Source organism: Lysinibacillus sp. CTST325 (genome assembly GCF_054665055.1).
In genome coordinates this window covers 105,699-120,362 of the sequence record NZ_BAAFHO010000001.1, presented here as the reverse complement: position 1 = coordinate 120,362, position 14,664 = coordinate 105,699, and the positions used below count along the sequence as shown (strand labels likewise).

14 protein-coding genes, 1 pseudogene and 2 riboswitches are annotated in these 14,664 nt (G+C 36.1%); of the genes and pseudogenes, 13 read left to right on the top strand and 2 right to left on the bottom strand.

Going from position 1 to position 14,664, the window contains the following annotated elements; all coding sequences use genetic code 11:
- Nucleotides 1-88 precede the first annotated feature (88 nt).
- Nucleotides 89-214, top strand: a riboswitch (FMN riboswitch).
- A gap of 125 nt (nucleotides 215-339) precedes the next feature.
- Nucleotides 340-465, top strand: a riboswitch (FMN riboswitch).
- 143 nt (nucleotides 466-608) lie between these two features.
- The 6 genes and pseudogenes from ribE (at nucleotide 609) to ACYQ73_RS00575 (ending at nucleotide 7,187) form a co-directional block, all read left to right on the top strand.
- On the top strand, nucleotides 609-1,247 hold the full coding sequence (gene ribE / locus ACYQ73_RS00600) for a riboflavin synthase (RefSeq protein WP_460011493.1): 639 nt from the start codon (nucleotides 609-611) through the stop codon (nucleotides 1,245-1,247).
- Nucleotides 1,248-1,277: 30 nt separating this feature from the next.
- Nucleotides 1,278-1,871, top strand: a pseudogene (gene ribB / locus ACYQ73_RS00595) (3,4-dihydroxy-2-butanone-4-phosphate synthase); the annotation flags it as partial.
- A gap of 227 nt (nucleotides 1,872-2,098) precedes the next feature.
- On the top strand, nucleotides 2,099-2,566 hold the full coding sequence (gene ribH / locus ACYQ73_RS00590; protein WP_460010673.1) for a 6,7-dimethyl-8-ribityllumazine synthase: 468 nt from the start codon (nucleotides 2,099-2,101) through the stop codon (nucleotides 2,564-2,566).
- Nucleotides 2,567-2,749: 183 nt separating this feature from the next.
- Nucleotides 2,750-4,198, top strand: coding sequence for a spore germination protein (locus tag ACYQ73_RS00585; protein ID WP_460010672.1), 1,449 nt, complete (start codon nucleotides 2,750-2,752; stop codon nucleotides 4,196-4,198).
- A 127-nt stretch (nucleotides 4,199-4,325) separates the two neighbouring features.
- Entirely contained in the window at nucleotides 4,326-5,360 is a 1,035-nt protein-coding gene (locus ACYQ73_RS00580) for a C45 family autoproteolytic acyltransferase/hydolase (RefSeq protein WP_460010671.1), read from the top strand.
- A 522-nt stretch (nucleotides 5,361-5,882) separates the two neighbouring features.
- Nucleotides 5,883-7,187 (top strand): sensor histidine kinase, encoded by a 1,305-nt coding sequence (locus ACYQ73_RS00575; protein ID WP_460010670.1) that lies wholly within the window; start codon nucleotides 5,883-5,885, stop codon nucleotides 7,185-7,187.
- Between the two features lie 413 nt (nucleotides 7,188-7,600).
- On the opposite strand, the gene ACYQ73_RS00570 is transcribed toward ACYQ73_RS00575, so the two are convergent.
- Nucleotides 7,601-7,789: a hypothetical protein gene (locus tag ACYQ73_RS00570; RefSeq protein ID WP_460010669.1), complete on the bottom strand. Its 189-nt coding sequence runs from the start codon at nucleotides 7,787-7,789 to the stop codon at nucleotides 7,601-7,603.
- A gap of 78 nt (nucleotides 7,790-7,867) precedes the next feature.
- On the opposite strand from ACYQ73_RS00570, the gene ACYQ73_RS00565 reads away from it, so the two are divergent.
- The 7 genes from ACYQ73_RS00565 to ACYQ73_RS00535 all read left to right on the top strand — a co-directional run bounded on the left by ACYQ73_RS00565 (nucleotide 7,868) and on the right by ACYQ73_RS00535 (nucleotide 13,226).
- The gene (locus ACYQ73_RS00565; protein WP_460010668.1) at nucleotides 7,868-8,500 is read left to right on the top strand and encodes a TetR/AcrR family transcriptional regulator; all 633 of its coding nucleotides are present in this window, start codon (nucleotides 7,868-7,870) and stop codon (nucleotides 8,498-8,500) included.
- 133 nt (nucleotides 8,501-8,633) lie between these two features.
- Entirely contained in the window at nucleotides 8,634-9,341 is a 708-nt protein-coding gene (locus tag ACYQ73_RS00560) for a M23 family metallopeptidase (RefSeq protein WP_460010667.1), read from the top strand.
- Between the two features lie 385 nt (nucleotides 9,342-9,726).
- Complete coding sequence (locus tag ACYQ73_RS00555) at nucleotides 9,727-10,281, top strand: histidine phosphatase family protein (RefSeq protein ID WP_460010666.1); 555 nt, start codon at nucleotides 9,727-9,729, stop codon at nucleotides 10,279-10,281.
- Between the two features lie 20 nt (nucleotides 10,282-10,301).
- Entirely contained in the window at nucleotides 10,302-11,150 is an 849-nt protein-coding gene (locus tag ACYQ73_RS00550) for a GNAT family N-acetyltransferase (RefSeq protein ID WP_460010665.1), read from the top strand.
- A 381-nt stretch (nucleotides 11,151-11,531) separates the two neighbouring features.
- Nucleotides 11,532-11,753: a DUF2829 domain-containing protein gene (locus ACYQ73_RS00545; RefSeq protein WP_142508321.1), complete on the top strand. Its 222-nt coding sequence runs from the start codon at nucleotides 11,532-11,534 to the stop codon at nucleotides 11,751-11,753.
- A 55-nt stretch (nucleotides 11,754-11,808) separates the two neighbouring features.
- The gene (locus tag ACYQ73_RS00540; protein WP_460010664.1) at nucleotides 11,809-12,564 is read left to right on the top strand and encodes a 3-oxoacyl-ACP reductase; all 756 of its coding nucleotides are present in this window, start codon (nucleotides 11,809-11,811) and stop codon (nucleotides 12,562-12,564) included.
- 152 nt (nucleotides 12,565-12,716) lie between these two features.
- Nucleotides 12,717-13,226 carry a QueT transporter family protein gene (locus tag ACYQ73_RS00535; protein WP_460010663.1) on the top strand — a complete coding sequence of 170 codons (510 nt, stop codon included), beginning with the start codon at nucleotides 12,717-12,719 and terminating at the stop codon, nucleotides 13,224-13,226.
- A gap of 94 nt (nucleotides 13,227-13,320) precedes the next feature.
- Here ACYQ73_RS00535 and ACYQ73_RS00530 read toward each other — a convergent pair whose 3' ends face one another.
- Nucleotides 13,321-14,664 (bottom strand): TldD/PmbA family protein, encoded by a 1,344-nt coding sequence (locus ACYQ73_RS00530; RefSeq protein ID WP_460010662.1) that lies wholly within the window; start codon nucleotides 14,662-14,664, stop codon nucleotides 13,321-13,323.

Below are 14,664 nucleotides of genomic sequence, written 5' to 3'. Positions count from 1 at the left end.
GGGATCATTACTGAAATTTAGAAATTGTTTTTGAGAATTATCTGGATAAATTAATCAAGTAGTGTTATCGTAAGAAATAGCTAAATAAAATATCCTTCAGGGTAGGGTGAAATTCCCAATCGGCGGTGATGAAGAAATTCAAAGTCCGTGAGCGCAAGCTGATTTGGTGCAAATCCAAAACCGACAGTTATAGTCTGGATGGGAGAAGGGTAAAAGTGTGAGCTTTTTAAATTCGCTTGAGTTTATAAGGTTTGTTTGAGTATGCTTTTATTTTAACTACTTCCCATTTTATAGTTGGGAAGTAGTTTTTGTTTTATTTGGCTAAAAAATTGAATAGCAGTTGTTCTTCGGGGTAGGGTGAAATTCCCAATCGGCGGTGATGAAGAAATTCAAAGTCCGTGAGCGCAAGCTGATTTGGTGCAAATCCAAAACCGACAGTGACAGTCTGGATGGGAGAAGAACGATGAGATGACAGCCTATGGAAAAAAATATTATATCCATGAGGTTTATTTGTTGACGTCTTATGTATATGAACTCCCAAACCCCTTTAATCTAAGGGGTTTTTTGTTTGAACGAAAATTATTAAATGAATGAAAGTAGGTGTAAAAATGTTTACGGGAATTGTTGAGGATATTGGTACCGTAAAAACCATGCAAAGCGATCGGCAAAGTATGAAAATTACCGTTATTTCAAAGGAAATGGTAGAGGATGTAAAGCTCGGGGATAGTATAGCGGTCAATGGTGTTTGTTTAACAGTGATACATTTTAATGAACAAGAGCTAACGATGGATGTAATGCCTGAAACAGTGAGCGCAACAAATTTACAGCAGCTCGCAGTTGGAGATCCGGTAAATTTAGAGCGTGCTATGTCAGCTAATGGACGTTTCGGTGGTCATTTTGTATCCGGACATGTTGACGGGGTAGGGAAAATAGTGCGCAAGCGGCCATTAGCAAATGCAGTCTATATTGATATTGAACTATCAACAGAGTTAACGAACTACTGTATTCCAAAGGGTTCTATCACAATTGACGGAACGAGTCTAACACTCTTTCATGTCGAGAAAAACGGTGTCACAGTATCACTGATACCTCACACATACCAGGAAACTATTTTAGGTATGAAGAAAATGGGTGATCTCGTTAATGTAGAAACCGATTTAGTTGGAAAATACATTTTGCATCAACTTAAGTGTGGACAGGAACCTCCGACCATCACAAGAGATTTCTTAGCACAAAACGGGTTTTAACTAACATTTTACGAACTGGAGGCGGCGATATTGCTACATTCAATTGAAGAAGCAATAGAGGATTTAAAACAAGGGAAGATGATTATTGTAGTAGATGACGAGGACAGAGAAAACGAAGGGGACTTACTCGCACTTGCGGAATTTATGACTCCAGAAACGATTAACTTTATGGCGACCTATGGACGAGGTCTTATATGTACACCGATTTCACAGGAGCTTGCACAAAAGTTAGCATTAAAGCCTATGGTTAGTATTAATACAGATAATCATCAAACGGCATTTACCGTTAGTATAGATCATGTAGACACAACGACTGGAATTAGCGCATTTGAACGGGCAATGACTATACAAAAAATGTTAGAACCACAAGGGAAAGCCGCAGATTTTCGTAGACCAGGCCATGTATTCCCGTTAATAGCAAAAGATAATGGTGTATTAGAGCGTAGAGGACATACAGAAGCTACAATTGATTTGGCCAAACTTTGTCATAGTGTTCCCGCGGGCATTATTTGCGAAATTATGGGCGACGATGGCAAAATGCTACGCTTTAATGACCTCATTAAATATGCAGCACAACATCATTTAAAAATGATTTCCATAGAAGCATTGGCAACATATCGTCGACAACAAATAATGGAAGAAAACACACAGACAATATAAAGGAACATCAACAAAAGTTTGGAATGACATTTGTTAAAACGTACTTTATGTATATAAGTTGATTGGAGTGGAGACTAGACAACTCCTTGGGATTAGCGACTCATCGGACGCCCCCAGGAAAGCGCCTAGTCGGAACGGAAATCAACCCCACGTTATGATGAGTAGACTAAATAATAGAGGAGAGATTCAAAATGGTTAAAACATTTGAAGCACAATTAATTGGTACGGATTTAAAAATAGCAGTAGTAGTTGGTCGTTTCAACGAATTTATTACAAGCAAATTATTAGACGGTGCATTAGATGGTTTAAAGCGTCATGGTGTGGATGAGAATTCTATCGATGTAGCATGGGTTCCTGGTGCATTTGAAGTGCCATTCATCGCGAAACAGTTAGCTGAAACAAAGAAATATGATGCCATTATTGGATTAGGTACAGTAATCCGTGGCTCAACAACACATTATGATTATGTATGTAATGAATCAGCAAAAGGAATTACAAATGTGTCACTAACTACAAATGTACCTGTTATTTTTGGCATTGTAACTACAGAAAATATTGAACAAGCGATTGAGCGCGCAGGGACTAAATCAGGAAATAAAGGCTATGACGCAGCAATGTCTGCTATTGAAATGGCAAATTTAAAAAAGTTGATTGGATAAATATTGTCGAATAATAGTATGGAAATTGCATATGTAAATTATTCTGAGAAGCATTTTAAACATTAAGTATTCTTGAATATTTTTATAAAACATGGGGAAAATATCCGTAAGTGTATTTATGTTATTACTCATAAATGTACTAATTTGGAGCTGGCTCAGTAGGAGATGAGGGATATTTCTTCAATGGAACAAGAATTAAATTTGAAATCTTTGAAGTCACTATTTCAACGCTCTGCTGATGTAATATTCCAAGAGTATTTCTTCCAGCAACATAAAGTACATTTGATAAAATGTGAAGCGATGGTTGATGAGCGGTTACTGCAGACCGTTATTGTGCAACGAGTTCAATCATTATTTACTGCAACAGCGGAGGAAATGTTAGAAGAACATATACAAAACAATTTACACGTTCCCCATCTTCAGAAAATATCAAGTAAAGATGATGCCATCACAAGAGTTTATAAAGGACATGTTTTACTCTATTTTGAAGATATGAATTTTCTGTATTCAAGTTATATCGCTAAAAAACCGAATCGGGAGCCTAAAGAAACAACTCTTGAATTAGTTGTCAAAGGTCCGAGAGATGATTTTATTGAGGATGTTTTTATCAATATAGCTTTATTACGAAAACGGTTACCTACTAATTCATTGAGTGTTGAAACATATGAACTTGGTAAACGATCAAAAACAACTGTAGCTGTACTTTATTTTGAAGATGTCGTCAATCAAAAAATGCTTGAGCAAATAAAACTACAGTTGCAACGTGTGGATACGGATATTGTATTTAGTGGGGATTTGTTGATGGAGAGAATTGAGCAGAGTGCAAAAATTCTACCTAGACATGATTATACTGGCCGCCCTGATTTTGCTGTACAAGCTTTAAGTAGAGGACGCATTATCATTATGGTTGATGGAGTATCATATGCCATCATTACCCCGGCTAATTCAATGTTACTTTTTAAATCCGGTGAGGATAATGAGTATCCGGTTATTGTAAGTTCTATGGAGCGTATACTACGAATAATAGCTATCTTAATAAGTATACTTTTACCAGGTTTTTGGCTTGCATTAACGACTCACCATCAAGAACAATTGCCATTCATCCTATTGGCAACTGTCGTTGAATCAAGAACGGGGCTCCCATTTCCAACTATTCTAGAAATATTAATGATGCTGTTTATGTTTGAATTATTTCGAGAAGCAAATATACATCTACCCAATGTTATCAGCGGTTCAATAAGTGTTGTCGGGGGATTAATTATTGGAGATGCAGCTATTAAATCGGGTGTTACGAGCCCTGCCATGATTGTAGTTATCGCTACGTCAAGTATTGCAGCTTTTACACTCGTCAATCAATCTTTCGTAACAGCAATGAGCATTCTCAGGATAATCATCATTTTAGCATCTGCCTTTTTAGGGTTATTTGGATTCTTTATTTCGGTGTTTTTCATACTTCTTTATACTGCAAACATACGAGTATTAGGTGTACCGTACTTAAATATGAGCGCAGATTTAAATTGGCAGGACATTAAAAAATCTTTAGTTCGCTTATCTCCTACAGGTTATCGAATGCGACCTGAATTTTTAAATGTACAAGATGAGACAAAGACATCAAGTAGGAAAAATAAATAGTTAGAATGAAGAGATCAGGCTTTTATAGGCCTGGTCTTTATATGTCTTATTTCACTGGACCTTTTATTTACTTGAAGCATTACGATGAATATAGAAACCAATTACAGTAGGTAAGGAGAGAAAATTAATGAGATTTTATGAAGAATTAATCGTAGAAGTTGTAAATCTAAGGGGCAGTTACTATCAAATTGGGCTTCAGCAAAGTAAAGAACTACTATCAACTTTTCATCCAATACAAAATGAATCTCTGAACTTTATAAATGTCCAAATGGCAAAACAATTACTACAATTTCATTCCCCTAGTCTTTTGCAAGAAATGGAAGGATTGGCCGTTGGATTAGCTCAAATGCTGGATTCTGTCATTGATATGTATAGTGGCTATAATATTACCTTTCCTGAAATGGGCTGTACTTCTTTTGTGCAAGACGGAAATTATATTAGAAACTATGATTTTAGTCCAACATTGTATGATGCAAGACTTGTATTTTCTAATCCAATGAATGGATATGCGAGTGTTGGATTTAGCCAACAAATTATAGGTAGACTTGATGGAATGAATGAATATGGGTTAGTTGTTGGTCTACATTTTGTCAACAATGAGTACAATGGTGAGGGCTTTATCGCTTCAACGATTGTCCGAATATTATTAGAGCAATGTAAAAATATTGAAGAAGCACTTAAATTAATTACAGAACTCCCACATGGTTATTGTTACAATTACTCAATGACAGATCAAAGCGGACAATCTATAGTAGTAGAAGCTTCCCCACATAAGCAGGAATTAAGATATGAAAATCCGTTAATTTGTACGAATCATTTTCAAACAACGAGTATGAAAGAGAAAAATAAGAAAAATATTCAAGGGTCTGTCAATCGAAAACATTTTATAAATTATTTAATTGAAAAAAATTTGACTACAATGGCTGCTTATCGACATTTTAATAATGGAAATTCTCCGTTATTTTTTAAGCACTATCAACAATACTTTGGCACATTACATACTGTAGTTTATTCGCCAAAACTTCTAGAAGTTATCGTTGGAATAGGGGAGGACGCAGAACCGATTACAATTTCTTTTAAAGATTATTTGGACGAAGCTTTAACACTTCCTAAAAGGATAAAAGGTCGGATTGATTCAAAAAGCGGAGAAAGAATGGAATAAGCAATATATAATAAGGAGGGGGCATATTAAAAATCCTTCTCCTTTTTAGTTTACTTTCTAATGAAGGATTATTAAACTAATGGTTGCGACTAGAATGGTGTTTCGTTCGAAAAATAAAAATTGTTTTAGAATTTTATCAGTTCCTGATAGACTTCTCCAACGTCAATAATGGGAAGGAGATAGCCCAAAAAGTAAGTGGCGATAAATGTGGGTTGGTAATAGTCAAAACTCGCTTGGGATGATAAGATAAGAACGAATATTTTTATTTAGAGAGGCGAAGAATCATGAAGTATGCATTTATCCAAGCCGATTCCGGACGTAATTATGTCGAGATATAATTGAACAACCATAAAAACGAAGTCTACTATAGTATTATAGGAATATTGGATTGAAATCGTTTCCCTAGTGGAGAGTATGACATGATGTTAACTTCGGCTAACGATTTTTGTATTTGATGCGAAAGTCAAGCCCAACTAAATTAAGGCATTATTCATGTCTATAGATGAGGAAGTACCAGTTTGTATGAAAACACGAAAAATAAAACTAATTTTACTACTATCAACTATCTTATTAATACTGTTTACAAGCTTAAACATCTTTACATCCTATATAAAAATGAAAAAGACAGTTGAAGAGTCAATCGCTAACCAAAGTCTGGAAGCGGCTATGTCTATTGCATCTTCAATTGATGTAGAGGCATACAAACAATTTTTAGATAACCCCGTGAAAAACGATTATTATTGGCAATTAAGAGATTACTTAAATGATGCAAGAGTAAAAATAGGTGCCTTATTTGTTTATACATTAGAGATTGAAAATCCAAAGGTATCCAAAGCAATGATTATGGGTTTACCAGCTGAATTTAAAGGCTTTGATATCGGAATGTACTGTACAGTACCCGAGATGCAAGTGCAAAGAGCTTATAATGGAGAAACATATGTAACAGAAGTAATATCAGACCCTGTATATGGCTCTTACTTATCTGTTGGTGCACCAGTCAAAGATAAAGCAGGGGAGATTATTGCATACATAGGTATTGATATTAGTGCAGACACATTAAATGGCATCAAGGGAAAAGTGATCAAAGACAATCTTTTCATCTTTATTTTTAATGGTGCCCTCATTTTAATCGTTATTTGCTCTGTTTTCTTCTTACAGAGATGGTATCAAAAAGAAGTAGCAGAGGAAGTTGGAGCGACAGAAGATACATATCAAGCAGAAATTAAGACTTTAATCACTTCCGTGTCCTCTTTAAGACATGATTTCACAAATCATATACAAGTATTGCATGGATTTCTGCAATTAGACAAACCTGATCAGGCCAAACAATATTTATCTTCACTATCCAAAGAGGTTCAGGCTATTAAGTCACTCAAATTAAATATTGATCATCCTGGCTTGGCGATATTATTACAAACGAAAAAACTAACTGCACAAAATCATAATATTGATATGGATTTTTCAGTCTCACAGGATGCATTTAATAAAATTAAAACAACGGATTTAATCAAAATCTTGTCGAATTTAATAGATAATGCGATTGATGCAGCAAATGAATTACCGGAAGAGCAACGAAAAATTACAATTTGCTGTAAAGCTGATGATAAGCAATATGAATTTAAGGTTACAAATACCGGACCAAACATTGTAGAAGCAGGGCAAATATTCAAGCAAGGATTTTCCACTAAAAAACCAGAAAGTGGTAAAATAAGAGGACAGGGCTTGTTTATTGTGCATGAAATTGTTAATAAGTACGACGGTCAAATTTCTATCGATTCATCAAAATATTTAGAAACAACAGCAATAGTTACCATTCCAATAAAGTAAATTTCTAAACTTCATGCAGAAAATTTTTATTAAAAGTTAAGTGTTAAAGTAATGCAAATAAAGCCGTCACATTTGACGGCTTTAATTACGCGCACGCATTTCTTCTAAGCAACGCTCTCTAAATATTCTTTAAGTTCCTCCGTAATCTTTGATAAAAATTCAGTAGTTGCTCTAATTGATTCTTCTCCTTCTAGCCGTGTCCCTATTTCATCTCCACCCGTTTTAAAACATAAGCCTCAAACTCAGTATAATCCTTGAACGGCTCCAAGCCCTTAGATGGATCTTTATGTTCGTTCGCCATATAAATACATCCCCTTATAACACTATCTTTTTGATTTCCTCGTAATGTTCATCCCAAAGTTTTTAGAACGCAGCCTTCAATTCTTCACCGGATAAAGCTTCTTCTTTAGCTATTATAAAAATATAAGAGCCTTCTGAATTAATGGATAGAACGTCCAAAGTCGTGGATAGAACCTTTGAAATGATGGATTAGAAAGTTCAAAGTCGTGGATAGAACGTCCAAAGTCGTGGATAGAATCTTCGAAATGATGGCTAGAATCACTAAAGTCGTGGATTTCATTTTGTTCAATTAACACATTCATTGACCTTACAGATAAATAACCATATAATGGAATTTACTTGATAGGTTAATTATGTTTCTTATAAAGGAGTGACGAATGTTGACAAAATTATTAGATTTAGACTCTCAAAGAAGGAACGCAATTTTAAATGCAGCTTTAAAAGAATTTTCATCACAGGGGTATGACAACGCTTCAACAAATGTAATTGCAAAAGAAGCCGGAATTTCTAAAGCCCTTATGTTCCACTATGTAAGTAGCAAGCAGGAGTTTTTTCTTGTTGTGTATGATTACTTTTCTGACCTAATAAAAAAAGAATATTTCGAATTGATGAATTATGATGCAAAAGATATTTTTGACAGATTGCGTCAATCATATCTTTTGCAAATTAAACTATCGGAAAAGTACCCTTGGATTTTAGAGTTTAATAAACTTTCACGAACTACTAATTCTAATGAGGTAAATGAGGAACTCGAAAATAGAACAAACAAAGAACATTCAAGCTGTTATTCTAAATTATTTGATGAAATAGATGAAACTAAGTTTAGAAAGGGGTTGGATCTAGAAAAGTGCAAGCAGTTTATACTTTGGTCTAATATTGGATTTACTAATGAAATATTAGATGATATTAGAAATTCAGAATCTCAGTCTTTGAACTTTGAACTCGTTATTGAAAAACTTGATGGATATTTTGATGAACTTAGAAAAGTATTCTACACGTCAAGAAATGAATAAGAGGTCGGGAAATGTGCATTCAACACGAAAAAAACGGTTGACTGCACGTATCAGTATCGTAATAGTACTTCCCCTTGTAGCACTAGTCATTTTCAATAATGTAGGTAAAGAATCGGCGGAGGAGGGATATGAGATGATTGATGCGCGTGAGCCGATAATTGTAGAGTTTCCTTTGAGAGGAGAATGGCACTCTCCTAACACTCCAGGTACAAAAATTCCGAGTCACGGCACAAACAAATTAGCATCAAGATATGCTTATGACTTTATACAAGTGGATTGGGAAAGAAAGGGCTGGCCCGCCTATCGCGTTAGCTTGGCGCAATATCTACTTTTTGGGGTTCACTTAGATGAATATTATTGTTGGGGTCAAGATGTTTATTCTCCTTGCGATGGGATTATTGTCCAAGCAGAGGATGGTTATAAAGAACGTACACGAACAAAATTGCTTTCAGATATGTCTAACGCTTATAAAAATGCTCATTATTTCGACCCGAAAAAAGACGACATACAAATAGTTGCTGGCAACTACATCATTATAGAATGTGGCGATAATGTATATGCTGCATTAGTCCATCTTCAAACAGGGTCAATTCAGGTTTCCGTTGGTCAGAGTGTAAAAAAAGGTGAAGTTATTGGTAGAGTTGGTCATTCAGGTAACTCCTTTGCTCCGCATTTGCATTTTCAACTTATGAATAGTAGTGACATAGCTACAGCAAAGGGATTACCTTTTGCTTTTGAACAATACGAATTATTTAAAAATGGCAAATGGGAAAAAGTAAATAACGGAATTCCAACAAATAAGGATAGAATAAGATTTCAAAAATCTGATGAATTGGATTAAATTAAAATTGCATAAAGAGGTACTGTCAGGAAAATGGGCTTAGCGCTGTAAATCCGCATGGTACCCATATAACAAAATTTCCCCTTACGGCAAACGGCCGAATGGGGAGTTTTACCGACGAAGTAAAGGGGTCTACCGACTAAAGAGGGAGTTTTAGCTGCGGAGTAAAAGAGTTTAGCGGCTAAAGAGGGAGTTTTAGCGGCTAAAGAAGGAGTTTTACCAGCAAAATAAAGGAATTATCCCGGAAAATTTAGTTGCTCTTTCGATGAAGTAACTCCTTTGCTGCTAAAAGCTTTTTCAACTTTCATTTCTACATTTTTTGAGCAATTCATTTCATATATTACTAATAATCAAAATGGTACTCTATTAGGAGGAGATGGAATAATTGGATGAATCAATCCTTGATTTATTGAAAAAGGGTGGATTTGTTTTGTATGCGAGGCATGGCCAAGCAACTGTCGGGTTAGATCAGCCAAATTTAAATTTTCAAGATTGTTATACTCAAAGAAATTTGTCTGAAGTTGGGCGAAGGGAGGCAATTTACTTTGGACAAATGCTTCGCTATTTACAAATTCCGATTAGTTCACCGATTGTCGCAAGTCCTTTTTGTCGTACGTTTGAAACGGCACAGTTTGCATTTCCCTATGCCTATATCCAAATTGATCCAATTGGATATGAAATTTATAAATTGGGTGGAAACATACCTATCGTTGAAAAAACAAATATATTATCAAATCTGCAATCGATGCTAGAAAGAAAGCCACCACAGGGTACGAATCAAGTGATCGTTGCCCATAGCTTTCCCGAAGGTGTTGGATTAGGGAATATTTCTAATATGGAAATGGTTATTGTGAAACCAAAAGGTCCTGGAAATGGGTATGAAATAATAAAAAAACTAACTTTAGAAGAGCTACCACTTTTAGGTAGTAGCTCTAATTAAGCTAGGGATGGGAGAAAAGTATGGAAATAAAAACAGTCTCGCAGTGCACGTTAGAGGAAATTTTAAAAGCTTGGAATAAAGGCTTTGAGGGGTATTTTGTCCAAATAGAAATGAATGAAGAGATGTTTTTAAACCGACTCGTTAGAGAAGGATTATCGCCAGAATTATCAATCGTCGCATTTGATCGTAATAATCCTGTAGGCATTGTATTAAATGGCTTTAGACAAATAGATGGTAAGAAAACCTCTTGGAATGGTGGAACAGGCATTTCTCCAGACTATCGCGGTAAAGGTGTTTCTCGTGTTTTAATGGAAGAAACAATCGCCATCTATGGAAGAGAGAATGTGGAAGTTGCAACGCTTGAAGCTATAAAAGAGAATAAAGTAGCAATTGCGCTATATGAGAAGCACGGCTATACAATTACAAATCAATTGCTATTTTTAAGTGGCGAATATGAAGCAAAAGTAGAGGAGCAAGCTACAATTCATGTGGAAACTATTCGGCCAGAGCAACTTCCTTATTTATTTTTTTATCAGGAAGATGTTCCTTGGCAATGTAGCTGGCAAAGTAATAAACAAGGGGAAGCTAAAGTTTTTTACAACGAGAATAATGAAGCGATTGGTTATATGTTATATAAAATAGTATGGGATCAGGATGGAGCCATCGACCACATAGTGCTTTATCAATTAGAGCTATTGGAGAATGGCAATGTAGATCATATTCCACACTTTATCGCAAGTATTACAAATCACAAAGTAAATATAGCCACGGTTAACTTTTTAGCAAGCAATCCAGCGGCGAGCTATTTGATGGAAAACGGGTTAGAGGTGAAGACAGCGCAAGTGCAAATGAAGAAGAAAATGGATTGATATTAGGTGAGTAGAGAAAATTACGGAAGGATTGAAACGTCAAAGGTTGAGCTCCAACGTTGATGAATTTAAATGAAGCTCGAATTGTTCCGAGAAGTTAAAGCCACGGGCGGATGTCACGGAATCGGAAAGGAGTTCTTATATTGGATGTTAGCCTAAAATCATTAATGGCTAACTGACCTGCATCACGGGCCTAAGCACAAAGCCGATTCTGGACGCATTGTTTATCTGTGCGAAAGCGAAGCGACAGCAACAAATGTTTTCTGTGCGAAAGCGAAGCGACAGCAACAATTATGCAGAGACATAATTGATCAGGTTGTAAACATTCAAGAATTCCGGTATACTAATCCGATAAAGAATGTAAATAAAGGATGTATTTAAATGACGTTTGAAGAGATATTACCACGCTTAAAAGCGGGAGAAAAAGTAATTCGTAAAGGTTGGGGCGGTGCCGAATTATATGTGAAGCTTGTTGGACAAAGCGAACATGATGGCGAGGCTTTGAATCCTTATTTTTTAATTAATGTACGTGGTGAGGGCTATACAATGTTCACACCGACAGTCTGTGATTTATTAGCGGAAGATTGGGTAATTGTCAATTAATCGAAAGAGCCATCTCAAATGAGGTGGTTTCTTTGTTTTTTGAGGAGAGATATGTATGAAGTTTGAAGAATATAACGGTAAAACGGTATTTGTAACAGGGGCTGCTTCAGGTATTGGTCAAGCCCAAGCTATTGCATTTTTAGAAAATGGGGCGAGTGTATTCGGGTTTGATTTAGATGAACAAGGGTTAGTAAATTTACATCATCAATTTCCTGAACAATTTGCCTATCAAGTAGGAAGTGTATGCAATAAGAACGATGTAGAGCAAGCATTTGAAGCGGCGATTTCAATATTTAAACAGGTAGATATTTTATTAAATACCGCAGGCGTTTTAGATGGCTTTGCTAAAACGCTTGATACAGATGAGGCGCTTTGGGATAAAATTATGAATACTAATGTAAAAGGTACTTATTTTGTGACAAATACGATATTACCCCATATGGTTAAACGAAAATCGGGCACGATCGTTAATATGGCATCTATCGCAGGGCTTGTTGCAGGTGGTGGGGGCGCGGCGTATACAGCATCTAAGCATGCAATTGTCGGCTATACGAAGCAGTTAGACTTAGATTATTGTCGTGCAGGAATTCGTGCTAATGCCATTGCACCCGGAGCCATTCAAACACCGATGAACAAAGCCGATTTTGAAGGTGATGGTGCAATCGCAAAATGGGTTGCCGATGAAACGCCTGCAGGTCGCTGGGCACAACCACACGAAGTAGCGAATTTAACACTTTATTTAGCAAGTTCAGCAGCTGATTATATTCATGGAGCTGTTATGCCGATTGATGGAGGATGGCTTACTAAATAATATTGTTCAAACGTAAATTCTTCTGCTATAATACGCAAGTAAGCAAAATTCAGCTTGCACTGCGGCACTTCAGATAGGGCGAAATGCTCTCTTCCTTTGGCCGTAGTTATTACTAAAATAGCGAAAATGCTATTTTACAAAGGAGAATAAAATTGAATACAACTATTGTAAAAGATTCTAGCCGTATTTCTGTAACCGAACTTACAAAAACGGCACTAGTTGCAGCTTTATATGTGGCTGTAACTGTTTTATTGTCAGTTATTAGTTTTGGGGCAGTTCAACTACGTTTGTCGGAGATGTTTAACTACTTGGCCCTATATAACAAGCGCTATGTATTAGCCGTGACTCTAGGGGTAGTACTCGCAAATTTCATGTCACCAACATGGGTATTAGATGTACCTATTGGTGGAATTGCGACATTTCTAGTTTTAATTCTTTGCAGAAAAGTAACGAAAAATATAACAAATGATATTGTGAAAATGGTTATAACTGCATTGATTTTTGCTGTATCAATGTTCACCGTTGCAGGACAATTAACAATTCTCAATGATCTTCCGTTTTGGGCAACCTGGTTTACAGTAGGTGTTGGAGAATTGCTATCCATGACTGTTGGTGGTATGACTATTTATTTATTAAATAAAAAAATTGATTTGATGAAATAAATTGAAGTAATAAAAGCAAGTCGCCATTAAAAGGAGACTTGCTTTTTTGATTCTATAAGAAATACTGGTTTGTAATCATAAATTCTTTTCTACCTTATTCTACGGTTACAGATAATTCTTTCACAAGGAGAGATGCAGAACCATACCCATCTGGCAGGAAGTAAAGATCTGAGCTAATTTCTTCGATATTATTTAAAAATTCAAAGAAGTTTCCAGCGATTGTCATCTGCTTCACAGGTGAGACAATTTTGCCGTCTTGAATATAGAATCCTTTTGCCGCGACTGAAAAATCACCGGAAATCGTATTCGTACCAGAGTGAAGGCCAGATAATTCAGTAATAAGGACTCCTTCAGAAACTGTGGCCATTAACTCCTCCTGTGATCGCTTACCTGGTGAAATATATAAATTTTGAGGTGCGATTGATAAAGTACCTTTGTAAGAGTCTTTATGTGCATGTCCGCTAGTTTCGCAGCCTTCCTGCTTTGCCGTTTTTCTATTATGCAATAGTGTTTGCAGTGTTCCATTTGAAATTATCGCCTGCTCCTTTGTTGCAACGCCTTCACCGTCAAAGCTTGCACCAGACAAAGCTTCAGGATGGAATGGAGCATTCAGTAATGTCAAAGTATCTGACGCTACTTTTTGTCCGACTTTCCCTTTTAATAAAGATTGGTCCTTTTGTGCATTTTCAGCTGACAGAATAGGCATAAAAGTACTTAGTAATGAGGCTGTCGCATCAGAGCGTAGGATGATTGGATATTTTCCAGATGGAATCGACTTTTCACCTAGATTTGCAAGTGCTTCCTCAGCTGCTGCTTTGGCAATTTCCTCAGCATTGAGAGAATGAAAATCACGTGTCATTTTCAAATACCCACCCGTTTTTAGTTCCTCACCTTCTTTGACGACTGTAGAAAGGAAGATGACTAAGCCGTTCTCCTTATTTGATAAGGAAAGGTTTTTACTATTCGCTAATGAACGTTCAGTAGTATATTCTTGAAGCAAACAGTAATCAAGCGTTACAATGCGCGAATCGAATGCTCGAATTTTTTGTTCAATTGAACGAAGTAGCTCAATTTTTTCTGGAATTCCGATAGTCTCTAATTCTTCATTGTAAAATACATATTGTGTGTATTCATTACTGCCTTCAAAAATATCTATGCCCTCATCTTCATCTAGAACGTCTGCATTTTCTTTTGCACTGTTGATTAAAAAGGACATCGAATCATCGTCTAGTTTTTCTGTATAGGCGTAACCCATTTTTCCGTTATGCAGCCCACGTAGACTTAGGCCACCATCTTCAGACGTTTGATAGCTATCAATCTGTCCTTCATAAAGCATACATTGAAAAGAGTTTTTTCGTTCATAATAAACTTCAGCCTCGTTAAAACCGGCTTCTATCGCCTTATTTAGTAGTTTTTCTTGATATTCAGCAATATTCAT